The sequence below is a fragment of the Streptomyces vilmorinianum genome, assembly GCF_005517195.1.
Classification (GTDB): Bacteria; Actinomycetota; Actinomycetes; order Streptomycetales; family Streptomycetaceae; genus Streptomyces; species Streptomyces vilmorinianum.
Map to the genome: position 1 here is coordinate 2379675 of NZ_CP040244.1, position 25051 is coordinate 2404725.

Annotated in this window: 24 protein-coding genes and 1 pseudogene; 16 read left to right on the top strand and 9 right to left on the bottom strand. The window is 72.8% G+C overall.

The features are described 5' to 3' along the window. The first annotated feature begins 23 nt into the window (after positions 1–23). The 4 genes from FDM97_RS11095 to FDM97_RS11110 are packed head-to-tail and all read left to right on the top strand — an operon-like array spanning position 24 to position 3519. Positions 24–992 (top strand): AAA family ATPase, encoded by a 969-nt coding sequence (locus FDM97_RS11095; RefSeq protein ID WP_137990237.1) that lies wholly within the window; start codon positions 24–26, stop codon positions 990–992. Then, positions 989–1729, top strand: a complete 741-nt coding sequence (locus FDM97_RS11100) for an NUDIX domain-containing protein (RefSeq protein WP_137990238.1) — start codon at positions 989–991, stop codon at positions 1727–1729. The genes FDM97_RS11095 and FDM97_RS11100 overlap by 4 nt, the downstream gene beginning before the upstream one ends. Beyond that, complete coding sequence (locus FDM97_RS11105) at positions 1726–2751, top strand: ADP-ribosylglycohydrolase family protein (RefSeq protein ID WP_137990239.1); 1026 nt, start codon at positions 1726–1728, stop codon at positions 2749–2751. Before FDM97_RS11100 ends, FDM97_RS11105 begins: the two co-directional genes overlap by 4 nt. Before the next feature lie 3 nt (positions 2752–2754). After that, positions 2755–3519, top strand: coding sequence for a nucleotidyltransferase domain-containing protein (locus FDM97_RS11110; RefSeq protein WP_137990240.1), 765 nt, complete (start codon positions 2755–2757; stop codon positions 3517–3519). Here the strand turns inward: FDM97_RS11110 and FDM97_RS11115 are convergent. Then, the gene (locus FDM97_RS11115) at positions 3516–4205 is read right to left on the bottom strand and encodes a nucleotidyltransferase domain-containing protein (RefSeq protein WP_137990241.1); all 690 of its coding nucleotides are present in this window, start codon (positions 4203–4205) and stop codon (positions 3516–3518) included. The genes FDM97_RS11110 and FDM97_RS11115 overlap by 4 nt on opposite strands. Before the next feature lie 10 nt (positions 4206–4215). Beyond that, positions 4216–4674: a Rieske (2Fe-2S) protein gene (locus FDM97_RS11120; protein WP_137990242.1), complete on the bottom strand. Its 459-nt coding sequence runs from the start codon at positions 4672–4674 to the stop codon at positions 4216–4218. Between the two features lie 275 nt (positions 4675–4949). Here FDM97_RS11120 and aroH point away from each other — a divergent pair, with 275 nt between their 5' ends. From aroH to der, 5 genes are all read left to right on the top strand, one after another. Beyond that, on the top strand, positions 4950–5312 hold the full coding sequence (gene aroH / locus FDM97_RS11125) for a chorismate mutase (RefSeq protein WP_137990243.1): 363 nt from the start codon (positions 4950–4952) through the stop codon (positions 5310–5312). Then, positions 5309–6397 (top strand): prephenate dehydrogenase, encoded by a 1089-nt coding sequence (locus tag FDM97_RS11130; RefSeq protein ID WP_137990244.1) that lies wholly within the window; start codon positions 5309–5311, stop codon positions 6395–6397. Before aroH ends, FDM97_RS11130 begins: the two co-directional genes overlap by 4 nt. A gap of 88 nt (positions 6398–6485) precedes the next feature. Further along, the gene (gene cmk / locus FDM97_RS11135) at positions 6486–7193 is read left to right on the top strand and encodes a (d)CMP kinase (RefSeq protein ID WP_137990245.1); all 708 of its coding nucleotides are present in this window, start codon (positions 6486–6488) and stop codon (positions 7191–7193) included. Positions 7194–7330: 137 nt separating this feature from the next. Beyond that, the gene (locus FDM97_RS11140) at positions 7331–7918 is read left to right on the top strand and encodes a lysophospholipid acyltransferase family protein (RefSeq protein ID WP_254705912.1); all 588 of its coding nucleotides are present in this window, start codon (positions 7331–7333) and stop codon (positions 7916–7918) included. 60 nt (positions 7919–7978) lie between these two features. Further along, positions 7979–9427 carry a ribosome biogenesis GTPase Der gene (der, locus tag FDM97_RS11145; protein WP_137990247.1) on the top strand — a complete coding sequence of 483 codons (1449 nt, stop codon included), beginning with the start codon at positions 7979–7981 and terminating at the stop codon, positions 9425–9427. 107 nt (positions 9428–9534) lie between these two features. Here der and FDM97_RS11150 read toward each other — a convergent pair whose 3' ends face one another. Both FDM97_RS11150 and FDM97_RS11155 read right to left on the bottom strand, forming a co-directional pair. Continuing rightward, positions 9535–9822 (bottom strand): hypothetical protein, encoded by a 288-nt coding sequence (locus tag FDM97_RS11150; RefSeq protein ID WP_349775382.1) that lies wholly within the window; start codon positions 9820–9822, stop codon positions 9535–9537. Between the two features lie 191 nt (positions 9823–10013). Continuing rightward, positions 10014–10796: a hypothetical protein gene (locus tag FDM97_RS11155; protein ID WP_137990249.1), complete on the bottom strand. Its 783-nt coding sequence runs from the start codon at positions 10794–10796 to the stop codon at positions 10014–10016. A 194-nt stretch (positions 10797–10990) separates the two neighbouring features. Here FDM97_RS11155 and FDM97_RS11160 point away from each other — a divergent pair, with 194 nt between their 5' ends. Then, positions 10991–11572 carry a LysM peptidoglycan-binding domain-containing protein gene (locus FDM97_RS11160; protein WP_137990250.1) on the top strand — a complete coding sequence of 194 codons (582 nt, stop codon included), beginning with the start codon at positions 10991–10993 and terminating at the stop codon, positions 11570–11572. On the opposite strand, the gene FDM97_RS11165 is transcribed toward FDM97_RS11160, so the two are convergent. The 3 genes from FDM97_RS11165 to FDM97_RS11175 are packed head-to-tail and all read right to left on the bottom strand — an operon-like array spanning position 11556 to position 15231. Then, on the bottom strand, positions 11556–12215 hold the full coding sequence (locus FDM97_RS11165; RefSeq protein WP_137990251.1) for an ATP-binding cassette domain-containing protein: 660 nt from the start codon (positions 12213–12215) through the stop codon (positions 11556–11558). The two genes, FDM97_RS11160 and FDM97_RS11165, sit on opposite strands and share 17 nt — an antisense overlap. After that, the gene (locus FDM97_RS11170) at positions 12212–14845 is read right to left on the bottom strand and encodes an ABC transporter permease subunit (RefSeq protein ID WP_137990252.1); all 2634 of its coding nucleotides are present in this window, start codon (positions 14843–14845) and stop codon (positions 12212–12214) included. The genes FDM97_RS11165 and FDM97_RS11170 overlap by 4 nt, the downstream gene beginning before the upstream one ends. Beyond that, the gene (locus FDM97_RS11175; RefSeq protein WP_137990253.1) at positions 14833–15231 is read right to left on the bottom strand and encodes a hypothetical protein; all 399 of its coding nucleotides are present in this window, start codon (positions 15229–15231) and stop codon (positions 14833–14835) included. Before FDM97_RS11175 ends, FDM97_RS11170 begins: the two co-directional genes overlap by 13 nt. Positions 15232–15329: 98 nt before the next feature. Between FDM97_RS11175 and FDM97_RS11180 the strand changes: the two genes are divergently transcribed. The 4 genes and pseudogenes from FDM97_RS11180 to FDM97_RS11195 form a co-directional block, all read left to right on the top strand. Then, positions 15330–15848: a hypothetical protein gene (locus tag FDM97_RS11180; RefSeq protein WP_254705562.1), complete on the top strand. Its 519-nt coding sequence runs from the start codon at positions 15330–15332 to the stop codon at positions 15846–15848. Beyond that, a complete protein-coding gene (locus FDM97_RS11185; protein ID WP_137990254.1) occupies positions 15826–17115 on the top strand; it encodes an ABC transporter substrate-binding protein in 1290 nt (429 codons plus the stop codon). Before FDM97_RS11180 ends, FDM97_RS11185 begins: the two co-directional genes overlap by 23 nt. Before the next feature lie 68 nt (positions 17116–17183). After that, entirely contained in the window at positions 17184–18461 is a 1278-nt protein-coding gene (locus FDM97_RS11190) for a glycosyltransferase family 4 protein (RefSeq protein WP_137990255.1), read from the top strand. Between the two features lie 63 nt (positions 18462–18524). Beyond that, positions 18525–19544, top strand: a pseudogene (locus tag FDM97_RS11195) (helix-turn-helix transcriptional regulator); the annotation flags it as partial. On the opposite strand, the gene ctaD reads toward FDM97_RS11195, so the two are convergent. Further along, entirely contained in the window at positions 19510–21204 is a 1695-nt protein-coding gene (ctaD, locus tag FDM97_RS11200) for an aa3-type cytochrome oxidase subunit I (protein ID WP_137990256.1), read from the bottom strand. The pseudogene FDM97_RS11195 and the gene ctaD sit on opposite strands and share 35 nt — an antisense overlap. Positions 21205–21591: 387 nt before the next feature. Here ctaD and FDM97_RS11205 point away from each other — a divergent pair, with 387 nt between their 5' ends. After that, positions 21592–21810, top strand: a complete 219-nt coding sequence (locus FDM97_RS11205; RefSeq protein ID WP_137990257.1) for a proteinase inhibitor I78 — start codon at positions 21592–21594, stop codon at positions 21808–21810. 88 nt (positions 21811–21898) lie between these two features. Here FDM97_RS11205 and FDM97_RS11210 read toward each other — a convergent pair whose 3' ends face one another. Then, positions 21899–22918, bottom strand: a complete 1020-nt coding sequence (locus FDM97_RS11210; RefSeq protein ID WP_137990258.1) for a phosphatase PAP2 family protein — start codon at positions 22916–22918, stop codon at positions 21899–21901. 406 nt (positions 22919–23324) lie between these two features. Here FDM97_RS11210 and FDM97_RS11215 point away from each other — a divergent pair, with 406 nt between their 5' ends. Beyond that, on the top strand, positions 23325–25013 hold the full coding sequence (locus tag FDM97_RS11215) for an MFS transporter (protein WP_137990259.1): 1689 nt from the start codon (positions 23325–23327) through the stop codon (positions 25011–25013). Positions 25014–25051: the final 38 nt, after the last annotated feature.

A 25051-nucleotide genomic window follows, 5' to 3' on the forward strand; every position in this document is an offset into this window, starting at 1 on the left:
CCGGCACGGCATGGGGTGGTGACATGAAGCGCTACGGACACGGTCTGGTTCTCGGCCGCTTCTGCCCGCCCCACGCCGGCCACCACTATCTCGTCCGCACCGCCCTGGACCGCTGCGAGCGTCTCACCGTCCTCGTCCTGGGGCGCGACGACGACCCGCTGCCGCTCGCCGACCGGGTCGCGTGGATGCGCGAGATCCACCCCGACGTCCTGGTCATCGGCACGGACGCCGACAGGGACGCCGGTACGGATGCCGGTGCGGACGACGTCCTGCGCGCCGCCGTGACCGAACGGGTCGACGCCGTCTTCGGCCGCCGCTTCGGAGCCCAGCCCGTGCACGTCGACCCGGGCCCCCGGCTCTCCCCCGTCACCTCCGCCGACGTCCGCAGGGACCCCGCCGGCCACTGGGACGCCCTGGAGCCGCCGGTACGGGCGGCCCTCACCCGCCGCGTGGTCGTCCTGGGCGGCGAGTCCACCGGTGCCACCACGACGGCCCTGGCGCTGACCGACCACTACCGGCGCCGCGGCGGGGTCTGGGCCCGCACCCGGTGCGTACCGGACATCACCGCACCGCTCGGCGCCGGCCGCCGCTCGGAAGACTTCCCGGTCGTCGCCCAGCGCCAGGCCGAGCTGGAGGAGGAGGCGGCACGGGCCGGCTCGCCGGTGCTCTTCTGCGACGGCGACGCCTTCGCCACCGCCATACGCCACGAGCGGTACCTCGGCACCGCGAGCCCCGCCACCGGCGAGATCGCCGCCCGGAGCCGGCAGCACCTCTGGCTTCTCACCGACCACCGGGGTGTGCCCTTCGACCGGGACAGGGCCGACGACGCCGGGCAGCTGCGGGCCTGGATGACGGCCCGCCTCCTCACCCAGCTCACCCACACGGGCCGCCCCATGGTTCTCCTCACCGGGCCGCACGAGGAGCGGCTCGCCACCGCCGTCGCGGCCGTGGACGAGCTGCTCGCCGATCTCCCTCCGGAGGGCCGCCGATGACCAGCGCCGCACGAGCCCCCCAGGGCTACGACGCCTCCGCCTTCGAGCCCTTCGCCGTCACCGCCGACCTCGCCGTCTTCACCCTCCGCGAGGAGCGCCTGCACGTCCTGCTCGTCGAGCGCGGCCAGGAGCCGTACGCGGGCGCCTGGGCCCTGCCCGGAGGGTTCGTGCGGCCTCGTGAGTCCTCGGAGCAGGCGGCCCGTCGCGAACTCGCCGAGGAGACCGGCCTGTCGGAGGACACCGTCGCCGGACTCCACCTCGAACAGCTGCGGACCTACAGCGAGCCGGACCGCGACCCGAGGATGCGGGTCGTGTCCGTCGCGTACACCGCGCTCGTGCCCGACCCGCCCGAGCCACGCGGTGGTGGCGACGCGGTACGGGCGCGGTGGATGCCGTACGGGTCGTACGGGCCTCTCGCCTTCGACCACGACCGGATCCTCGCCGACGCCCACGAACGGGTCGGCGCCAAGCTCGAGTACACCTGTCTCGCCACCGCCTTCTGCCCGCCCGAGTTCACGATCGGCGAGCTGCGGCAGGTGTACGAGACGGTCTGGGGCGTCGAGCTCGACCGCCCCAACTTCCGGCGCAAGGTCCTCGCCACGCCCGGCTTCGTCCAGGCCGTGGAAGGACCGCCGCGCCTCACCGGCGGACGGGGGAAACCGGCCGCTCTCTACCGGGCGGGAGAGGCCACGGCCCTCCACCCGCCACTTCTGCGACCGGAAGGACGATCCACATGACGATCCACATGACGAAGCAGGCCGCCACCGGGGCGCTGGTCGGGCTCGCGCTCGGAGACGCCCTCGGCTTCCCGACGGAGTTCGACGACGTGCCGTCGATCCTGGCGAAGTTCGGCCCGTGGCGGGAGATGGAGCTGCCCGTCAAGCGCGGCAAGGCGTACGTCACGGACGACACGCAGATGACGCTGGCCCTCGCGCGGGGCATCAGGACCGCCATGGACCGCGGCGTGCTCGCCCCGCTGCGGCTCGCGCGGCCGGTCCGGGAGGAGTTCGTCGACTGGTACCACTCCCCGGAGAACAACCGGGCGCCGGGGAACACGTGTCTGCGCGCGTGCATGCTCCTCGACAGCGACCGTGCGTGGCAGGACGCCAGCCAGATCCACTCCAAGGGCTGCGGGGCCAACATGCGCGTCGCGCCCCTCGGGCTCGTGCCCGGCCTGAGCGAGGAGCAGCGGTCCGGCGCGGCCCAGCTGCAGTCGGCGCTCACCCACGGCCACCCGACGGCGCTGGCCGCGTCCGACCTGACGGCCCGTGCGGTGTACCTGCTCACCCAGGGCGTCGACCCGACGGGGCTGGTGGGCCACCTGCGCTCGTACGCCTACGAGAACCGCTCCGTGTACCGCGACACCTGGCTCGGCGACCTGTGGACCCGCTCCCAGGACCCCTCGGCCCGGCACTTCATCGAGCGCGGCTGGGACGAGTGCCTGGCCGTCCTGGAGAAGCTGGACGCCGTCCAGCGGACCGCCGACCCCGAGCTGGACCCGTGCATGTACACCGGCGACGGCTGGATCGCGGAAGAGGCCCTGGCCACCGGCCTCCTGTGCTTCCTGCTCTTCCCCGACGAGCCGCTCACGGCCCTGCGCCGCGCCGCCTGCACCCGCGGCGACTCCGACTCGATCGCCTGCCTGGCGGGCGCGTTCGCGGGCGCCCACCTGGGCGCCGACGCGTGGCCGAAGGAGTGGGAGGAGCAGATCGAGTACCGCAGCGATCTGTTGACGTTCGGGGCGCTCTGGGACGCTTGATCCATGACCGTGGCCCTCATACCCGAGGTCGACCTCTCCGCCGTCGTCGCGGAGCAGCCCGACCCCCTGCTGTTCGCGACCGTCTCCGGCGCGCATCTGTACGGATTCCCGTCCCGCGACTCGGACGTGGACCTGCGCGGCGTGCACCTGCTGCCGGTGGCCGGGCTGATCGGGCTGCACGAGCCCGAGGAGACCCGGTCCCGGATGTGGGACCAGGACGGGGTGGAGATGGACCTCGTCACGCACGACCTGCGGAAGTTCGTCCGGCTGATGCTGCGGCGCAACGGCTACGTACTGGAGCAGCTGCTGTCCCCGTTGGTGGCACACACCTCGGAGGCCCATGCCGAGCTGATCTCCCTGGTGCCGCATGTGCTCACCACCCACCACGCGCATCACTACCGTGGGTTCGCCGCGACGCAGTGGCGGCTCTTCGAGAAGACCGAGGAGCTGAAGCCGCTGCTCTACACCTTCCGCGCACTGCTCACCGGCATCCATCTGATGCGCTCCGGCGAGGTCCAGGCCCATCTGCCCACGCTGGCGGGGCAGGTGGCCGAGGCTCCCGCGTACGTGCCGCGGCTGATCGCGGCGAAGGCGGCGGCCGAGCACGGGCTCGCGGAGGTGGATGTCGAGCGGGTCCGCCGTGACGTGGAGGCGCTGCACGGGGTGCTGGACGCGGCGCAGGCGGCCTCGGCGCTCGGGGACGCCCCAGAGGCGCACGGCGCCCTGCACGACTTCGTCGTGCGGACTCGGCTGGGCAGCGCGGTCTAGAGCGCGCGCAGGGCCGACGCGCGGCGGGCGCGGATCAGGAAGTCCTCGACGCGGGCGTGGTCCGGGGTCGAGGGGAGGGGGGAGGTGGTCGCCGCGGCGTCCGCCTCCTCCGTGAGGCGGGTCATCCAGGACTCGATCTCGGACCAGGGGACCTCGCCGCGCTTCACCGCGAGCAGACGCTCGCGGTCGTCGCCGACATGGATGGTCAGCTCGCCCGTGCGCAGCAGGTCGCGGCAGCTCATGAGCAGGCGCAGCAGGTGCATGGCGTGCTTCCAGCGCGGCTGCCCGTACTGGCGGACGTCGGCGTCGAGCTTCCTGCGCTGGCCCCCGGCGTACCGGACGAAGGTCTGGTGGGCCTGGCGGGAGAGGAACGCCTCGCGCAGCGCGACCAGTTCGCGGCCCATGTCGTCGATGTGCTCGACGACGGGGGAGTGCAGACACTCCAGGACGTTGGGGTTGGCGCGCAGGGCCAGCTCGCAGAAGCGCTCCAGCTCCCAGCTGAACTGCTCCTCCTCCGGCCCCTCCACATGCGCCGGCGGCTTCTCGAAGCGCCAGAAGAGCGGGGTCGGGGCGAGGAAGACGCCCCGGCGATCGGTGTCGCTCCCCTCGGTGTCCAGACCGAAGGCACGCGACCCCATGACGCAGGAATAGATCGTGTGGTCGCGCACCAGGTCTGCTGGAGTCATGCGGGTCAGATTACGCGAGGGTGATGGTGTCCCCGGACACGGTGATCTCCTCGGCCGGGAGGGGGCGCGGAGCCGGTCCGGCGGCCACCGAGCCGTCCGCGATGCGGTACTTGGAGCCGTGGCAGGGACAGTCGATGGTGCCGTTCGCGACCTTGTTCACCGTGCAGCCCTGGTGGGTGCAGACCGCCGAGAACGCCTTGAACTCGCCGTCCGTGGGCTGGGTGACGACCACCTTCTCGTCCTTGAAGACGGTGCCGCCCCCGACCGGGATCTGGGAGGTGCTGCCGAGCGATGTCCCGGCGGGCGCCGTACCCGGGGTCGTCGGGCCCGTGGGCAGGGGCGTCGTCGGGCCGGCGGTCGTACCGCCCTCCTTGTCGCCGTCCGAGCCGCAGCCGGTGGCCAGCGCGGCGGTGACCGAACCCGCACCGGCCAGCAGCACGGTACGACGGGGCGTGGCATCTGAAGTCATGCCGTACAGCTTGGTCCGGGGGCGGTGCCGGACCGGGCAACACGCCTACGCCCAGGGGACCTGAACACCCCGAGTGGCGGCACGCCCCGGTTCAGGTGACATTGGGCGTGTTTCCGCCCCGGCGAAGGACAGGACCACGGCAGTCGCACCGAACCCGCACGCGTGCGCGCCGCGACCGCCCTCCCCGTCCGTCTCGGAGGGCGGTCGCCGCCGCTGCGGGTCCGGGCGGCTGACTAGGCTGAACGGAGCACTCTCGCACTTCGAAGGAGCACCACGTGGCGGTACGAGCGGTCCGAGGCGCCGTCCAGCTGGAACGGGACGAGGCCGGACACATGCACGAGCAGGTCGAGGAACTGCTCACCGCCGTCCTGGAGCGCAACGGGCTCACCGCCGACGACCTGATCAGCATCTGGTTCACGGCCACGCCCGATCTGCACAGCGACTTCCCGGCAGCGGCGGCACGCCGGATCGGGATCGTCGACGTGCCCCTGATCTGCGCGCAGGAGCTGGACATCGAGGGTGCGATGCCGAGGGTCGTACGGCTCCTCGCGCACGTCGAGTCGGAACTGCCCAAGTCCGCGATCGCGCACGTCTACCTCGGTGCCGCGGCCGCCCTGCGCAAGGACATCGCCCAGTGAGAACCGCGCTCGTCATCGGAACCGGCCTCATCGGCACCTCGGCGGCGCTCGCGCTCGCCGGGCGGGGCATCGCCGTCCACCTCCGCGACCACGACCCGGCCCGCGCGCGTACGGCCGCGGCGCTCGGCGCCGGCACGGACGAGGCGCCCGAGGGGCCCGTCGACCTCGCGATCGTCGCCGTACCTCCGGCACATGTGGCCGCCACGCTCGCCGCGGCGATGCGCGACGGGCTCGCGCGCGGCTACCTGGACGTGGCGAGCGTCAAGGGCGGACCGAAGCGGGAGCTGGAGGAGCTGGGGCTCGACCTCACCGCGTACATCGGCACGCACCCGATGTCCGGGAAGGAGCGCTCGGGCCCGCTCGCGGCGACCGCCGACCTCTTCGAGGGGCGGCCGTGGGTGCTCACCCCGACCCGGGACACCGACACCGAGGTCCTGAACCTCGCCCTGGAGCTGGTCGCGCTCTGCCGCGCCGTCCCCGTCGTCATGGACGCGGACGCCCACGACCGGGCGGTCGCGCTCGTCTCGCACACCCCGCAGCTGGTCTCGTCGATGGTCGCGGCGCGCCTGGAGGAGGCGGACGAGACGGCGGTACGGCTCTGTGGGCAGGGCATCCGTGACGTCACCCGGATCGCGGCCTCCGACCCGCGCATGTGGGTCGAGATCCTGTCGGCGAACCCCGGGCCTGTCGCGGACGTCCTCGCGGGCGTCGCGGCGGACCTGGACGAGACGGTCCGGGCGCTCCGCTCGCTCCAGTCCACCGACGACGACAAGCGCCGGGAGGGCACGAGCGGGGTCGAGGACGTGCTGCGCCGCGGCAACGCGGGCCGCGCGCGGGTCCCGGGCAAGCACGGTGCCGCGCCGACGCTGTACGAGACCGTCGCCGTCCTCATCAGCGACCAGCCGGGCGAGCTCGCCCGTATCTTCGCGGACGCCGGCCGCGCGGGGGTCAACATCGAGGACGTCCGCATCGAGCACGCGACGGGGCAGCAGGCGGGCCTGGTCCAGCTGATGGTGGAGCCGTCGGCCGCGCCGGTGCTGGGGGCCGCGCTGCGGGAGCGGGGCTGGGCGCTCAGGGCGGGGTGAGCCCGGCTCGGCCAGATGGGTGGCCGGGACTCGGTAACCTTGTGTAGGCCGCGCACGTCCGCGAGGCCTCACCGCTCACCCCAGGAAGGTGTTCCCCACCGTGGAAACCGTGATCGTCGCCATCGACGGGCCCTCCGGCACGGGCAAGTCGAGCACCTCGAAGGCGGTTGCCGCCAAGCTGGGGCTGAGCTACCTGGACACCGGCGCGCAGTACCGCGCGATCACCTGGTGGATGATCAGCAACGGCGTCGACGTCAGCGACGCCGAGGCCGTCGCCAACGCCGCCGCCAAGCCCGTCATCGTCTCCGGCACCGACCCGGCCCGTCCGACGATCACCGTCGACGGGGCCGACGCCGCCGGCCCGATCCGTACCGAAGAGGTCACCTCCAAGGTCAGCGCCGTCAGCGCCGTCCCCGAGGTGCGGGCCCGGATCACCGAGCTGCAGCGGTCCATCGCCAAGAACACCGACGGCGGCATCGTCGTCGAGGGCCGGGACATCGGCACCACCGTCCTGCCCGACGCCGACCTCAAGATCTTCCTCACCGCCTCCCCCGAGGCCCGTGCCGCCCGCCGCTCCGGCGAGCTCAAGGGCGTCGACGTGGCGGCCACCCAGCAGGCCCTGATCAAGCGGGACGCGGCGGACTCCAGCCGTAAGACCTCCCCGCTCGCCAAGGCCGACGACGCCGTCGAGGTCGACACCACGGACCTGACTCTGGACCAGGTCATCGAGTGCGTCGTGACCCTGGTGGAGGAGCTGCGCAGCCGAGACACAGCGCAGGTTGAGGGTCCCGAGTGAGGAACGAGCGAGGGGCACTCGGCCGCAGCGGAGTCGAGGCGGAGCGCGACCGAAAGCACAGAGAAGAGGGCGGCCGCCAAGTGACCCAGCCCTCCGAGAAGGGCGCCGCCGTCGGGCGTGGCATCGGCATCGGGCTGATGTACGGCCTGTGGAAGCCGCGCGTCCTCGGTGCCTGGCGGGTGCCGGCCTCCGGACCCGTCATCCTCGCCGTCAACCACGCGCACAACATCGACGGCCCCATGCTCATGGGCACGGCCCCCCGCCCGGTGCACTTCCTGATCAAGAAGGAAGCGTTCGTCGGGCCCCTCGGGCCCTTCCTGGAGGGCATCGGGCAGCTCAAGGTGGACCGGGACAGCACGGACCGGGCCGCGATAGGCAACGCCCTCGCGGTCCTGGAGCACGGCGGCGTCCTCGGGATCTTCCCCGAGGGCACCCGCGGCGAGGGCGACTTCGCCTCCCTGCGCGCCGGGCTCGCGTACTTCGCCGTACGCAGCGGGGCGCCGATCGTCCCGGTCGCGGTCCTGGGAAGTTCCGACCGCCCCGGACGGTTGATCAAGGCGCTGCCCCCGCTGCGCAGCCGCGTCGACGTCGTCTTCGGCGACGCCTTCGAGGCCGGCGACGGCAGCGGGCGCCGCACCCGCAAGGCGCTGGACGAGGCCACCGTACGGATTCAGGAGCGGCTCACCGCCCACCTGAAAAACGCCAGGCGCCTCACCGGGCGCTGAGTGAGACTCTGAGTAGTGGGTTCGCACCCACCGACCACGAATGATCAAGGAACGGACTTCATGAACGACCAGCACGACCACGGGGCACTTGGCGACGCCGAGTACGCGGAGTTCATGGAGCTCGCCGCGGAAGAGGGCTTCGACATCGAGGAGGTCGAGGGCGCGATCGAGGAGGCCGGGCACGGCCCGCTCCCCGTCCTCGCCGTCGTCGGCCGCCCCAATGTCGGCAAGTCGACCCTGGTGAACCGGATCATCGGCCGCCGTGAGGCCGTCGTCGAGGACAAGCCCGGCGTCACCCGCGACCGTGTCACGTACGAGGCCGAGTGGGCGGGCCGCCGCTTCAAGGTCGTCGACACCGGCGGCTGGGAGCAGGACGTCCTCGGCATCGACGCCTCCGTCGCCGCCCAGGCCGAGTACGCCATCGAGGCCGCCGACGCCTGTGTCTTCGTCGTGGACGCCACCGTCGGCGCCACCGACACCGACGAGGCCGTCGTCAAGCTGCTGCGCCGCGCCGGCAAGCCCGTCGTCCTCTGCGCCAACAAGGTCGACGGCCCGTCCGGCGAGGCCGACGCCACCGCCCTGTGGTCGCTGGGCCTCGGCGAGCCGTACCCCGTCTCCTCGCTGCACGGCCGCGGTACGGGCGACATGCTCGACGCCGTCCTGGAGGCCCTGCCCGAGGCCCCGGCCCAGACCTTCGGCAGCGCGATCGGCGGCCCCCGCCGCATCGCCCTCATCGGCCGCCCGAACGTCGGCAAGTCCTCGCTCCTGAACAAGGTCGCCAACGAGGACCGCGTGGTCGTCAACGAGCTGGCCGGCACCACGCGCGACCCGGTCGACGAGCTGATCGAGCTCGGCGGCAAGACCTGGAAGTTCGTGGACACCGCCGGTATCCGCAAGAAGGTCCACCTCCAGGAGGGCGCGGACTACTACGCCTCCCTGCGCACCGCCGCCGCGGTCGAGAAGGCCGAGGTCGCCGTCGTCCTGATCGACACCACCGACAACATCTCGGTCCAGGACCAGCGCATCATCACCATGGCGGTCGAGTCGGGCCGCGCGCTCGTCATCGCGTACAACAAGTGGGACGAGCTCGACGAGGAGCGGCGCTACTACCTGGAGCGCGAGATCGAGACCGAGATGCAGCAGGTCGCCTGGGCGCCCCGGGTCAACGTCTCCGCCAAGACCGGCCGCCACATGGACCGGCTCGTCCCGGCGATCGAGACCGCGCTCGCCGGCTGGGAGACCCGCGTCCCCACCGGCCGCCTGAACGCCTTCCTCGGTGAGCTGGTCGCGGCCCACCCGCACCCGATCCGCGGCGGCAAGCAGCCCCGCATCCTCTTCGGCACGCAGGCGGGCACCAAGCCGCCCCGGTTCGTCCTCTTCGCCTCCGGCTTCCTGGAGGCCGGCTACCGCCGCTTCGTCGAGCGCCGGCTGCGCGAGGAGTTCGGCTTCGAGGGCACCCCGATCCACATCTCGGTCCGGGTCCGCGAGAAGCGCGGCCGCAAGAAGTAGTCCGGAGCTGGTCCGGAGGAATCCGGATCCGGAGGAATCCGGAGCAGTCCAGGACACGGCTGAGGGCCGGGGCGATGTGCCCCGGCCCTCAGCCGTTCACGCCTCTCCTACAGCCCCCTGCGCGGCCCCGGTGGCAGTGCCGCCGGGGTGGGGGAGTGCTGCGCCGACCACGCCGCAGGCTGCGCCGTGTAGCGGCTTCCGTGCCCGTACCCGTGGCCGAGTCCCTGCCCGTAGAGCCCCGTGCTCACCGGCGTACCGAAGGCCCGGAAGCCCAGGTCCTCCTCGCCGCTGCGGTCGCCCGGCAGCGCGCGGAACGACCGGCGGTACTCCGAGTACAGAGCGTCGTAGATCGGCGTCGCCGACTGGCCGGCCGTGACGTCCTGCGCCGGGCGCATGGAAGGGATCTGGCTCGGATACGGCTGGCGGAGTGGGTCGTATGTGTGCACGTACGTGCCAACGACCTCGTCGTCCGTCGGATGCGGGCGGCTCTCCGAAAGAGGCGCCCGCCGTGGGCGGGGAATCGTCGGAACGCCGGAGAGGCCCGCCGGTCCCAAGGGACCCGAGCCGACGGAGTGCCCCTCTTGCCTCACGTACCGGCCAGCGGCATCGCCGCAGCCACCAGACGCCCGTTGGCCGCCGCCTTCTCCAGGGCGTCACGCAGCAGGTCCTCGCGCGGCTGCTGACCGATCGAGCCGACCGGAGCGGCGAAGACCAGCACCGTGTGGGACTTGTTGGCCGCAGCGCGCCATCCCTCGGTGACCTGGAGCGGCTGGTGGGCCTGCCACCAGGCGGCCTGGCCGGTGCCGCCCGTACCCGGCTGGAGCACGGAGTGCAGCTGGCCCATCGCGACGAGCACGGACCAGCCGGGCAGCGTGGCCGGCCGCTGGTTCACGTCGGCGACCGGCTGGAAGCCCTGCTCGATCAGGAGCGGCAGGAACTCGTCGCTCAGGCCGTCCGAACCGGGGCGGGCGACCGGGGCGGTCGGCTCGACGACGAGCGCCGGGTGCAGCTCGCCCGCGATCAGGACGAGCCCGCTGGTGACACCCAGGACGGCCTGCTCGGGGTGGGCCGCGCTCAGCGTGTCCGCCGCGTCCGTCGCGGCGATGGAGCGGACGGCGCCCTGGAGCTGTTCCTCGGCGACCTTGACGACCTGGGACGGAATGCAGCTGGCGTGGGCGAACGCCAGGACGGCGGTCTCCTCGCCGACGAACAGCACCGTGCTCGTACGCTCCTGCTCGGAGTCGCCCGGCGTGCGGCAGGAGGTGCAGTCGTAGCTGCCCGGGGCATTGTCGCCGGCGAGCAGCCGGTCGGCTTCTTCGTCGCCGATCTCGGCGCGTACGTCCTCGCTGACGTCGAGCATGCGCGGCACGGGGGGCTCCCTGGACTCGGTACGTGCGACGCCGGGCGGATCCCGGCTCGTCTCATGACGAGTTCAACGGGAGAGGCTCGGCCGGGGTCACGCGTTCGGGTCCGGCAACTTGTGTGACTCCGACCGGGTGGGTGATGAGGCTCCTTCCGCGCGGCACGGGCACGGGGCGGCCGTGGGGTGCCTAGCCTGCCGCGATGTCGAAGATCAGATTGTGGACAGTCGGCGCCTCCGCCGCGGCGCTGATGGCCCTGCTTCCCGCGCCGTCGCAAGCGCAAGCGCCGTCGCGGGCGCAGGCGCAGGCGCAGCCGCGGACACAGCAGGTGCCCGCGGCCCCCGCGTACGCCTGCGCCGTCGACCAGTGGCCGTGGGGCTGTGTCGCCGAGTGCGAGAGCAGCGGCCGCTGGCACGTCAACACCGGCAACGGCTACTACGGCGGGCTTCAGTTCTGGCAGCCGACGTGGGTCGAACACGGCGGACTGCGCTACGCCCGGCGGGCCGACCTGGCCACCCGCCCGCAGCAGATCACCATCGCGGAGGAGGTGCTGCGCACCCAGGGGTGGGGGGCCTGGCCGGTCTGCTCGAAGCGGTACGGGCTGAGCGGGCGGGTCCACACGGTCCAGCCGGGCGACACGCTCAGCTCGGTCGCCCGGCGCTTCGGGATCGTGGGCGGCTGGCCGGCGCTGTACGAGGCGAACCGGAGCCTGATCGGGGCCGACCCGAACCGGCTCCTGACCGGGACGATGCTGAGGATCGCCCCGCTCACCGTCCTGCGCTGAACTCGGCGGCCTCCCCGCTGAACGCGAGGGAGCCGCGGCGCAGCTCGTGCAGCAGCGTGCCGGGCGGCAGACCGGGCGGGGGCCGCTGCTCGGCGAGGACGACGGCGGCGCCGCCCGGCCGGGCGAGTTCGGCGAGCAGGCGGTAGGTACGCGAGGAGACCGCCGGGGACATGCCGAGGGACGGCTCGTCCACCAGGACCACGCGCGCGGGCGTCAGCAGGGCCCGGGAGAGCGCGAGCATCCGGCGCTCTCCACCGGAGAGGATCCCCGCGGGGTGGGCGAGGAGCGGTTCGAGCTCGGGGTACGCCTCCAGTGCCCGCGCGCGGTCCCCGGGGGCCAGGTCCAGGTTCTCGGCGACGGTGAGCGTGGCGTACACGGCCCGCAGATCCGGTACGAAGCACAGGCCGCGCCGCGCCCGGTCGTGGGCGTGGAGGCGGGTCACGTCCGCGCCGCGCCACAGGACCCGGCCGGCGGCGAGGGGGACCGTCCCGGCGAGCGCGCGCAGGGCGGTCGTACGGCCGGAGCCGTTGCGGCCGACGAGGACGGTGACGGTCGCGGGCGGCACGGGCAGGTCGATGCCGTGCAGGGCCTCCAGGGGGCCGTAGCGGACGCGGGCGGCGCGCAGGGCGATCTCGACGCTCATGACACGATCCGGCCTCCCTCCATGGTGTGCACGGTGTGGGCGATGCCGGCGACGAGGTCCGGGTCGTGCTCGACGACGAGGACGGTCAGGCCGTCGGCGGCGAGCGCGGCGAGGACCCGGGCGAGGGCGTCGGTCTCCGCGGCGTCCAGACCGGCGGCGGGCTCGTCCAGGAGGAGGGTGTGCGGGCCCCCGGCGAGCGCGCGGGCCAGCTCGACCCGGCGCAGGGTCCCGGTGGGCAGGCCGGCGGCGGGCCGGTGGCGGACGGCTCCGGCGAGGCCGAGGAGGCGGAGGGCCTGTTCGGTGGCGGCGGGGCTGGGGGCGTGGGCGTGGCCCTGTTCGGTGCCGAGGCGGACGTTGTCCTCGACGGTGAGGGAGGGGAACACGGCGAGCTGCTGGAAGGAGCGGGCGATGCCGAGCCGGGTGCGGGCGTGGGCGGGGCGGGCGGTGATGTCGGCGTCGTCGAGGGTGACGCGGCCGTGGGTGGGGCGCAGGGTGCCGGCGAGGCAGTCGAAGAGGGTGCTCTTGCCGGCGCCGTTGGGGCCGACGAGGGCGGTGACGCGGCCGGGGGTGAGGGCGAGGGAGACGTGGGAGAGGGCGGTGAGGCCGCCGGGGTAGACGAGGGTGAGGTCGTGGGCGCGGAGGCGGGGGGCCGGTGCGGGCCGGGGGTGCGCCCGGCCTCCGGCCGGGCTGGAGTTCCCACCCGCACCACCCGTACCGCTGAGTGACAGAGGTGCGGGTCCACCTGTGGGTGGTCGCCCGCCGTCGGCGACCGCGGGGCGCGTCCGGTCGGCCCCCGGCGGCCGGGCGGCCGCCCGTGCCCGGCGACCAGGGGGTGGCTCCTTCGCGGTCACGGCCGAAGCCGACGGCCTTCGCTCCGGGAGCCAGGACGTCAGCGGGGGCACCCGGCCCACCAATGCCGCCAGGATGCCCACCGCCGCCGCCGCCACGCCGCCCCTGGTGCCCGCGTCGAGGGCGACCAGGAGGGCCGCGGCGGCCAGGGGGGAGAGGAGACTGTCGGCGCCCAGGACGATGATCGCGGCGAACCAGAGCAGGCCGCGCACCGGGTCGTAGGCCTCCGGGTCGAAGGCGCGCAGGCCCATGCCCAGGAGGCCGCCGCCCAGGGCGGCCAGGGCCGCGCCCAGGACGAAGGCCAGGAGCTTGAGCAGGCTCACCCGTACCCCGGCCGCCTCCGCGCCCGCCTCGTGGTCGCGCAGCGCGGCGAGCGCCCTGCCCGTACGGCCCCGGCGCAGGGCCGCGACCAGGAGCAGGCAGCCGGCCAGGACCACGAGCTCCAGGGCGTAGTAACGGCGGTCGTCCGCGAAGCCCGCCGGGCGTCCGAGGTCCAGGCCGGCCGTCGCGTACGGCTGCGCGAAGACGAACCGGCTCACCGCCACGCCCACCGCCAGCGTCGCGAGCGCCAGCGCGAGGCCGTGCCGGCGGATCGCCGGCCACCCCGTGACCAGGCCCAGCGGGGCCACCAGCAGCACCGCGACCCCCAGCGCCACCAGCTCCGGCAGGCCGCCGGCCGCGAGGAGCGCCGTGAACAGGGCGCCGAGACCCGCGTACGCCGCCTGCCCCAGCGCGATCTGCCCGCCGCGCCCCGTCACCACCACCAGGGACAGCAGCACGATCGCCAGCGCCGGCACCTGCACCGCGGTGTGCAGGTCGGTGCCCGCGAACCCGAAGGGGAGCAGGAAGAGGATCCCGGCCGTCACCCACACGCCCCCCGGGACCCGGCCCGCCGAAGCCGTCGGCGGCGGCAGCGCGTCCTGCCCCCGCCCCCCGACCCCCGGCAGGACCAGCGCCGCCACCAGCAGCGCCACGACGAACAGGTTCGCCCCGACCGCCTGCATCAAGGGCCCCGCGAAGCCCTCCGGGTGGAACCGGGTCAGCTGCGCCTGCGCCACCCCCAGCGCGAGGGCCGTCACGATCGCGACCGGCAGGCTCCGCATCCGGGCCACCACCGCGACCGCGATCACCTCGACGACCAGCAGCGGCATCCCGTACGGGTCGAGCCGTACGTACGGGGCGAGCAGCACCCCCGTCAGGCCCGCCGTGAACGCGCCGAACGCCCAGCCCACCGCCGACACCCGGTCCGCGTCGATCCCGCCCAGCATCGCCAGCGGCCGGTTGTCGACCACCGCCCGCAGCTCCCGGCCGAAGCGGGTCCACCGCGTCACCGCCCCGACCAGCAGGGCCAGCAGCACCACCGCCGTGAGCTGGGTCCACGGGTCGTCGCCGAGCAGCACCGGGGCGTCCGCCCGCGCCCCGGTGCCCCACACCAGCGCCGCGCCGCCCACGAGCAGGACGAAGACCCCGATGGAGGCCACCAGGGTCTGCGCCGGGTTGGAGCCGAGGAGCGCCAGCGGCCGGAACACGGCCCGGTCGAGGACGAGTCCGATGCCGGGGGCGACGACCAGCAGGGTCATCAGAGCGGCCGGCCCCAGCGGCCAGCCCCACTCCACCACCAACTGCCGCAGCACATAGGCGCAGACCATGGCGATCGCGCCGTGCGCCAGATTGAGCACGCCCGTCGCGCGGTACGTGACGATCAGTCCGATGCCGGTGAGCGCGGCGGCGCTGCCGACGGCGAGACCGGCGAGCGTGAGGTCGTACGTCAGCGAGGCCACGGCTCACACACCGGACAGGGGTCGAGCTCCGCGTCCCCCACCGGCACGGCCTCGGCCTTCCCCGCCACCAGCGGGCAGTCCGGACGGTGGGCCAGCGTCCCGCCGGGGACCCGGACCGGGGGCTCCTCCGAGGAGGGCGGGGGCGCGTCCGCCGGTGCGTCGGACGGCGGTGGGCGCTCGGGCGTCGGGGCCCGGACCGCCGCCCCGACGAGCACCGCACCCGCCACGATCAGTGCCGCCCCCGGCACCGTGCACGAGGCGAGATACGGCAGCTGTCGCTCCGCGAAGCGCTCGCCCGAGATCCCGTACCAGCCCAGCACGCAGAGCACCGCACCCGCGGCGGCCGCCGCGAGGCCGCCCCACAGCAGTACCCGGGATGTCGGCACGGGGCCTCCCTCGCCTCTTTCTTGCACTATGCCCGGAACCGGCACACCCTGGAATCATCAGGCCGCCCGGTCTGTACGGACATCCGGTGGTGAGCCAGATGGTTCTCAGACGAATCGGTGGACGCTCGCGTCTCGCGGCCCTGGCGGCCGCGACGGCTCTCTTCCTCGGCCCGGCACTCGTCGGCTGCGGGGACGACAACGGCGGCACGCCGAGCGAGACGACCCCCGTGGTACCGCCCGCGCCGACGACGGCGGCAGAGCCCGCCGACCCGGCAGCGGCCAAGGCCGAGATCACCAAGAACTGGACCGCCTTCTTCGACCCGAAGACGCCGACGGCCGACAAGGTGAAGCTCCTGGAGAACGGCGAGCAGATGCAGCCCGTCCTCGCCGCCCTCGGAAGCAACCCGAACGCCGCCACGACCTCGGTGAAGGTCACCGGCATCGCGTTCACCTCGGCGACCGGCGCCGACGTGACGTACGACCTGCTCGTCAGTGGCGCACCCGCCCTGCCCGACTCCAAGGGCACCTCCGTCCTCCAGGACGACACCTGGAAGGTGTCCGTGAAGACCCTCTGCGGCCTGGTGCAGCTCAGCGGTGCGACCGTTCCGGGCTGCTGAGGCGGCAGCGGCGCTCCTCCTCACCGCGCTGCTCGCCCTCAGCACGGCATGCGGCAGCCGGCTGCCCGAGCGGGCGTTCGAGACGCGGCCCACCGCTACTCACCCCTCCGGCGGTGAGCCGCTCCGTATCGGCGTCATCACCAGCGCCACCAGCCCCGTCGGCGGCGACGCCTTCACCGGCCCGCGCGACGGCGCCCGCGCCTGGTTCGACGCCCTCAACGCGCGCGGCGGACTGAACGGACGCCGGGTCGAGGTCGTCACCTGCGACGACGGTGGCAGCGGCGTCGGCAACAACGAGTGCGTGCACCGGCTGCTCGACGAGCGGAAGGTGTTCGCCCTGGTCGCCACCACCGCGCTCGACTACGCCGGCGCCCCGCTGGTTGCCAAGGCCGGCGTCCCCGACATCGGCGGCCAGCCGCTCACCCCGGCGTACGAGACCTATCCGCACCTGTACGGGATCTACGGCAGCTCCGCCCCGCGCACCGGCGCCTCGCCCGGCTGGAACGGGGTCCTGTACGGCGGGACCGAGGTCTACCGCTGGTTCAAGCGCGAGCTGGGCGCCCGTACCGCCGCGGTCGTCGCCTACAACCAGGCCGCGTCGACCTCGTACGCCCGGCTGATCTCCGAGGGCCTGCGGGCCGAGGGATACCGGGTCGTCGAGGAGCAGGTCGACTTCGTCCTGCCCAACTTCCGCGCCGTCGCGGCCGATCTGCGGGCCCAGGGCGCCGACCTCGTCTTCGACGCCATGGACACGCACGGCAACGCGCAGCTCTGCGAGGCGATGGAGGCGCTGGGGGTCGAGGTCACGGCCAAGGTGACGAACGTGCAGAACTGGTCATCGGACGTCCCGCGCGACTACGCGAAGTCCCCCGCCTGCCGCGACGCGCTCTTCGTGACGGGCTCCAGCCGCAACTACGAGGACACCGGGCACCCGGCGGTACGTGAGTTCCGGACGGCGATGGGGGACCGGCCGCTGTCCCAGTGGCAGCTGGAGGGCTGGGCGGCCGCCATGTGGTTCACGGACGCGGCGCGGTCCTGCGGGGACCGGCTCACCCGCGCCTGCGTCGAGGAGTACGTCAACAGGCCGGAGCCGTACACCGCCCGCGGTCTGCTGCTGCCCGTCCGCTTCGAGAAGCTCGCCGAGCCGCCGAAGACCCGTCACACCTGTCTGTCCGTGGCCCGTTGGCAGGACGGCAAGGGCTGGGTCACCCAGGGAGACATGACCACGAACTGCGCCACCGTCCCCCAGCTCGGCTACCGACCGTGAAACCGGAACGCGCAGGGCAGTACAGTCACCACCGTCCGACCACTTCACCGGGGGGAACCGGCAGCCCGATGCGCATCTCCTTTCTGCTCCACAACGCCTACCACATCGGCGGAACCATCCGGACGACGTTCACCCTGGCCCAGGTACTGGCGGAGCGTCACGAGGTCGAGATCGTCTCCGTCTTCCGGCACCGTGACGAGCCGATCCTGGACATTCCCACCGGTGTGACCCTGCGTCATCTCGTCGATCTGCGGAAGGACAGCCCCGGCTACGACGGCGAGCACCCCGACATCTCCCGGCCGGCCCGGGTCTTCCCGCGGGGCGACGGCCGGTGGAAGCAGTACAGCGCGCTCACCGACGCCCGCATCGGCGAGCATCTCGCGAGCGTCACCGCCGACGTGGTGGTCGCCACCCGTCCCGGGCTCAACGTCCACCTCGCCAAGCAGACCCGGCGCGGGCCGGTCCTGGTCGGCCAGGAGCACCTGATCCTGGACGGCCACACCTACCGGCTGCGCCGCGAGATCGCCCACCAGTACGCCCTCCTGGACGCCGTCACCACCGTCACCGAGGCCGACGCCCGTTCGTACCGGACGAGGCTGAGGCTGCCCGGCGTGCGGATCGACGCGGTGCCCAACAGCGTGCCCGCGCCGAGCGTCCCGCCCGCCGACCCCGCCTCGAAGATCGTCGTCGCGGCCGGGCGGCTGACCCCGGTCAAGCGGTACGACGTGCTGGTCGACGCCTTCGCCGAGGTGGCCGCGGCCCGCCCGGACTGGAAGCTGCGGATCTACGGTGAGGGCGACGCCTTCGGCAACCTGAGGCAGTCGCTCGCCCGGCAGATCGAGAGGCTCGGTCTCGGCGAGAACGTCTTCCTGATGGGCACGGCCAACCCGATGGAGCCGGAGTGGGCGAAGGGCTCGATCGCCGCCGTCACCTCGCGGCGCGAGTCCTTCGGCATGACCATCGTCGAGGCGATGCGGTGCGGGCTGCCGGTCGTCTCCACCGACTGCCCGCACGGCCCCCGCGAGATCATCGAGGACGGCGTCGACGGCCGTCTCGTGCCGGTCGACGACGCGTCCGCGGTCGCCCGCGCCCTGCTCGAACTCGTCGAGGACGACGAGCTGCGCGCCAAGACCGCGCGCGCCGCGCTCTCGGCCTCCGAACGCTTCGACCCGGTCCCGATCGCCGCCCGCCACGAGGAGATCTGGAGCGAGCTCGTCGCCCGGGGCACGAGCGGGCGCACCCACGGCCGCGTCCGCGGCACCCTGCACCGAGCGGTCGGCACCCTCGTCGACGCGGTGTACGAACTGAAGCGCCGCATCGGAGTCCTCGTCCGCCGGTTCCGCTGAGCACTCCGTTCAGGAGGCGGTCGAGGACCGTAGCTGTCCTCGACGGCTGGCAGACTCGGCCCCATGTCGGAGACCTCCGCACGACTGCTGCGCCTGCTCTCGCTGCTGCAGGCCCATCGCGAGTGGTCCGGTGAGCGAAGCGAGATGGGGGTCCCCCGGCCGGAGGCTGGGGGAGGCTGGGGGGCACGCCGCGGACCGTGCGGCGGGACGTCGACCGGCTGCGTGAGCTCGGCTATCCCGTCAACGCCAGCCCCGGCACCGGCGGCGGGTACCAGCTCGGCGCCGGTGCCGAGCTGCCGCCGCTGCTGCTTGACGACGAGGAGGCGGTCGCCGTCGCGGTCGGGCTGCGCACGGCCGCCGGCCAGGGCATCGAGGGCATCGGCGAGACCTCCGTACGCGCCCTGGCCAAGCTGGAGCAGGTGCTGCCGGCCAGGCTGCGGCGCCGGGTGAGCACCCTCAACGCCTTCACCGTGCCGATGCCGCGCGCCCCGCAGGCGCGGGTCGACCCCGCCGTCCTGACCGAGCTCGCGAATGCCTGCCGGGACAGCGAGCGGCTCCGCTTCGAGTACCGCGACCACGGCGGCGCCACGACCCTCCCCCAGCCTCCGGCCGGGGGGACCCCCATCTCGCTTCGCTCACCGTCGAGCCGCATCGGCTGGTGTGCACGGAGCGCCGCTGGTACCTGGTCGCCTGGGACGTGGACCGTTCGGGCCGGCGTACGTTCCGGGTCGACCGGATCGACCCGGGACCGCCCCACGGCCCCCGCTTCCCGCCCCGCGGACCGCCCGCCGAGGATCTGGCCGTTGTCTCGAAAGGCGTCTCGATGGCGGCCTACGCGTCCGAGGCGACGATCCGGCTCCATGTCCGCTCGCCGATGCCGCCCGGTCCGTCGGACCGATGGACGGCGTCCTGGAGGCGGACGGTGACAGCGCCTGCCTGCTGCGCGCGGGCGCGGCCAGTCTGGAGGTCCTCGTCATCCATGTGCTGATGCCGGGCTTCGAGTTCGAGGTCGTCGCCCCGAGCGAGCTCGACGAATGGATCCGCTCGCTCAGGGACCGGCTTTCCCGCGCCGTGGACCGCTCGGCGCGGTGAGCCGCATCCGCTCGTAGGCCGCGAACTCCGGGTGGTGCAGATCGAAGGCGGGGGACTCGGAGCGGATCTTCGGGACGGCCTCGAAGTTGTGCCGGGGCGGCGGGCAGGACGTGGCCCACTCCAGCGAGCGGCCGTACCCCCACGGGTCGTCCACCTCGACCTTCGTCCCGTATCTGGCGGTGCGCCAGACGTTGTACAGGAACGGCAGCGTGGAGGCGCCGAGCAGGAACGAGCCGATGGAGGAGATCGTGTTCAGCGTGGTGAAGCCGTCGGCGGAGAGATAGTCGGAGTACCGGCGGGGCATGCCCTCCGCGCCGAGCCAGTGCTGCACCAGGAACGTGATGTGGAAGCCCACGAACAGCGTCCAGAAGTGGATCTTTCCGAGGCGTTCGTCGAGCAGCTTGCCGGTGAACTTGGGCCACCAGAAGTAGAAGCCGGCGAACATCGCGAAGACGACCGTGCCGAAGACCGTGTAGTGGAAGTGGGCGACGACGAAGTACGAGTCGTTGACATGGAAGTCCATGGGCGGCGAGGCCAGGATGACCCCGGTCAGTCCGCCGAGCAGGAAGGACACCAGGAAGCCGACCGCCCACAGCATGGGGGTCTCGAAGGAGAGCGAGCCCTTGAGCATCGTGCCGGTCCAGTTGAAGAACTTCACGCCGGTCGGCACGGCGATGAGGAACGACAGCATGGAGAAGAACGGCAGCAGCACCGCGCCCGTGACGAACATGTGGTGCGCCCACACCACCATCGAGAGTCCGGTGATCGCCATGGTGGCGGCGACCAGGGTCGTGTAGCCGAAGATGGGCTTGCGGGAGAAGACCGGGATGATCTCGGTGATGATGCCGAAGAACGGCAGGGCGATGATGTAGACCTCGGGGTGGCCGAAGAACCAGAAGAGGTGCTGCCACAGCAGCGCCCCGCCGTTCTCGGGCTCGAAGATCACGGCGCCGAGCCGCCGGTCCGCCTCCAGGACGAGCAGCGCCGCGGCCAGGACCGGGAACGCCATCAGGACCAGGACCGTGGTGAACAGGATGTTCCAGGTGAAGATCGGCAAGCGGAACATCGTCATGCCCGGCGCCCGCATCGCGATGATCGTCGCCAGGAAGTTCACCGAGGCGAGGATCGTGCCGAAGCCGGAGAGCGCGAGTCCCATGATCCACAGGTCGGCGCCGACGCCGGGCATGCGTTCCAGGCTGTTGAGCGGGGCGTAGGCGGTCCAGCCGAAGGCGGCGGGCCCGCTCGGCACGGCAAGGGATGCGAGCACCATCAGGCCGCCGAAGAGGAACAGCCAGTACGAGAACATGTTCAGCCGCGGGAAGGCGACGTCGGGGGAGCCGATCTGGAGCGGCACCAGCTCGTTGGCGAAGCCGGCGAAGGTCGGCGTCGCGAAGAGCAGCAGCATGATCGTGCCGTGCAGCGTGAACGCCTGGTTGAACTGCTGGTTGTCGATCAGCTGCAGCCCGGGACGGGCCAGCTCGGCCCGCATCAGCATCGCCATGAGCCCGGCGACCAGGAAGAAGAGGAACGACGTGACCAGGTAGAGGTGCCCGATCTTCTTGTGGTCGGTGGTGGTGATCCAGTCGATCAGGACCCGCCCATGCCGTTCCGGTGCTGATTCGACGGCCGCGTGCGCGGTGTCGGTGCCCATCGATGCCTCCGGTGGTCCGATCGTCCGGACATGATGCGCGCCCGGGGCGTCGGGACACGGGAGGCGGATCGGCGGGCTCGCCCGGTCGGCCGAACGTGTGCACGTCGTGCGGAGGAATCGTGAATACCGGTCGGCCCTGTCCCGCCCCTTCAATTCCCCTGGCCAGGGCTCGGAACGGAATTCCGGAGGCTGTGGTGAGAACTGCCGGTGAGGGCCGGGAATTGCTGAAGAACCGGCCGGAAACTGCCCTTACGGGTGACGGTGTTCGTGTCAAACATATGTCGAGAACCTGTGACACAAGCGTGACCGGTGGGGTACATGCGCTTGCTGGGAGATCTCGCCGCTCAGCGCTTCCGTCACCGTCCGGTGCCGCCTAACGTGAAGCCCATGACACCGAAGCCGAGCTCTTCCGTACCGCCCGACGACGCCGCCCCGGAGTCCTATGTGGGGCTCGCCGCGGGCCGCGCCGAACAGCTCGCCCGGGACCGCGGCTGGAGCGTCGTACGGTCCCTGCCACCCGGCTCGATCATCACGATGGAGTACCTGGAGGGGCGCATCAACTTCGAGGTGACGGGCGGCACCGTCACCCGCTGCTGGCTCGGCTAGGAGCCGGCGGGCCGGAGCGTACGAAGGGCCCCGGCGTCCTTGTCCTCGGACGCCGGGGCCCTTCGTCATGCGGTCGTGGCGGGGGTGCTCAGCCGCCCGTGAGGGGCCGCGAGTGCGGCGGGCGACGGCTGCCGGCAGGCGTCACCGGCGTACGCACCGAGTGCGGGGCGTGCCCCGCGTGCGCGGTGTGCGGCCGCGGCGAGGCGAGCGGTGAGGCGATCCGGCCCTCGCCGCGCACGGCGGTGGCACGCCCTCCCCTGGCTCCCACGGTCTCCCGGACCGGCTCCTCGACACCCGCCGGATGCGGCGGGAACAGCGCCGGGCGCGGCCCACCGGTCGCGACGGGCAGCGAGGGCACCAGCCGGCGGCGGGCCCGGAGCTGCTCGCGCAGCCGGTCGCGCAGGCTGAGGATCACGGCCTCCACGCGGGCGATCACCGGCTCGCACCAGGGCAGCGCGAGCAGGATCAGGAGCCCCGCGGCCCAGCCGAGCAGCACATCGCTCAGCCAGTGCGTACCGAGGTAGACGGTGGTGAGGCCGACGCCGAGCGCGACCACGGCCGAGAGGGCCGACAGATAGCGCCGGGCCCTCGGCGTGGTCGCCAGATAGGCCAGGATGCCCCAGGTCACGACCGCGTTGGCGGTGTGTCCTGACGGGAATATATCGCCGCCCGCGAAGAGCTCGGCCGAGCCGATCTGCGTCGCGTAGTGGGGACCGAGACGGCCGAGTCCGAGCTTGACCGAGCCGACCGTGACATTGAGCAGGAGCAGCGCGGCGCCGAGTGACAGCAGCGGCCGCAGGGTGTGCTGGCGCCAGGAGCGCCAGCCCAGCCAGGCCGCCACCATCACGGCCGTCGGACCGCGCTGGCCGAGGACGACGTAGTAGTCGAGGAAGGCGTGCAGCTCCGGCCACTGCTGATAGGGCCGGAAGAGCATGATCTTCCAGTCGAGGGTCACCAGCCAGGTCGAGAGCAGCACGGCCACGACGATGGCGAGATAGAACGCCAGCGTCCCGCCGAAGAGGGCGAGACGCGTGCGGGTCATCCCCGGGACCTCTATCTTCGGCGGTTCCGGCTCCCGGTCCAGCCGGGCAAAGATGTCGGTACGCACCCAATCGACGTTACAGGGAGTGAGTAGCGACCTTGGTCGATCCGGTGTCTTCGTGATGACGATGTGATGTGGAGTGGGTCTCAACCCGGTGTTTATTCCTGGCGTCTGTCTGAGAATCCGATGACCTTGCGCCCTATTGCCGTCGGGCGACCTTCCGGAAGTCTGTTTGAGCTCCGGGGAAATGCTTCAAACGGTTGTGCGTATGGAATTCCATGCGACGCGCGGTGCGGGTGGAGTGGCGTACGCCACACCCGGCGGCCCGTCGGGGTGAGAGCTGCACCACGCGCTCGGGGCGGGAACTCGCGTACGCTGACGGCTCACTCGCCCGTCGATGCCGGGCCGCCCCGAGGACCCGAGCCCCGGCCGGCGCCCACCGAGCGCGAGGGATTCAACGGGAGGTACGTACATGCAGCGGACGATCACGGCCGGAGCACGGCTCCGCGCCGCCGCCGGCGGATCCAACCGCTGGGTCGTCCTCGTCGTCCTGTGCGTCAGCCTCCTGCTGGTCGCCCTGGACGCCACCGTGCTCCATGTCGCCGTCCCCTCGCTCACCGAGGACCTGCGACCCAGCTCCACCGCGCTGCTGTGGATCGTCGACGCCTACCCGCTGATCTGTGCCTCGCTGCTGATCCTCTTCGGCACGCTCGGTGACCGGGTCGGACGGCGGCGGGTGCTCCTCCTCGGTTACGCGCTGTTCGGCGTCGCCTCCGCGGTCGCCGCCCTCGCCACCGTCCCCGAGGTCCTGATCGGGGCCCGCGCCCTGCTCGGCGTCGGTGGCGCGATGATCATGCCGGCCACCCTCTCGATCCTCCGGGCGGTCTTCCCCGACCGGCGCGAGCGGGCCACCGCCATCGGCATCTGGACGGCGGTCGCCGCGGTGGGCGCGGCCACCGGCCCGGTGCTCGGCGGCTTCCTGGTCGAGCACTACTGGTGGGGCTCGGTCTTCCTGATCAACATCCCGCTGATGGCGCTGATCCTGCCGCTCGGCCGCTGGCTGCTCCCCGAGTCCAAGGGCCGCGGCGACGGCCCCTGGGACGTCCTCGGCGCGCTGATGGCCGCGGCCGGCGTGCTCGGCGTGGTCCTCGGCGTGAAGCGGGTCGGCGCCGGCGAGAACCTGCTCGCGGCCCCCACCTGCGGGCCCCTGCTCCTCGGCGCGGCGCTGCTGATCCTCTTCGTGCGGCGGCAGAAGCGACGGGCGCACCCCCTGATCGACATGCGGCTGTTCTCGCGGGCCGCCTTCACCACCTCCGTCGGCTGCATCGTGCTCGCCATGCTGGCCCTGGTCGGCCTGGAGCTGATCGCGGTCCAGTACCTCCAGCTCGTCCTCGGGCTCAGCCCGCTGGAGACCGGGCTCCGGCTGCTGCCGCTCACCTTCGCGGCCATGGCCGCCGGTGCCACCGGCTCGTACACGCTGCGCCGGATCGGCCCGCGCCGGATGGTCGGCTGGGGCTTCGTGCTCACCGCCGCCGCCGTGCTGCTGCTCGTCCTCATGGGCCAGCACGACCGGCCGCTCCTGCTCACCTTCGGCTTCGTGCTGCTCGGCTTCGGGCTGCAGACCACCCTCTTCTCCGCCTACGAGTCGATGCTCAGCGAGGCCCCGCCGGAGAGCGCGGGCGGCGCGGCGGCCATCGGCGAGACCTCGTACCAGCTCGGCGCCGGCATGGGCATCGCGCTGCTCGGCAGCGTGATGAACGCCGCGTACGCCCCCGGCCTCTCCGCGGTCCCCGGTGTCCCGGACGCCGCGAGCCGGGCCGCCGCGAACTCGCTCGGCGAGGCGTACCAGGTGGCCGACCAGCTCGGCGGAGCGGCCGGCTCGGCGCTGTACCACGCGGCCCGGCACTCCTTCGTGCACGGCCTGCACGTCACCCTCTTCGTCAGCGCCGGCCTGCTGCTCCTCGGCGCGCTGATGGCGGTGCGGCTGCCCCGGGTGATGGAGTGCCTGGTGGATCCGGAGGACCTGGCCGAGTCCGCCGAGTCCGCCGAGTCCGTCGAGGCCGCCGAGCGCTTCGGGCCCGCCCGGTCCGGCGAGGCCGTGCGGGTGCCCGCCACCCGCGAGCCGGTCGAGCCGGCCGGTTCTGGACGCGCGGCACACTGAGCCGTAACGTCGGCGCCGGTTCCCGATCACCAGCGCGG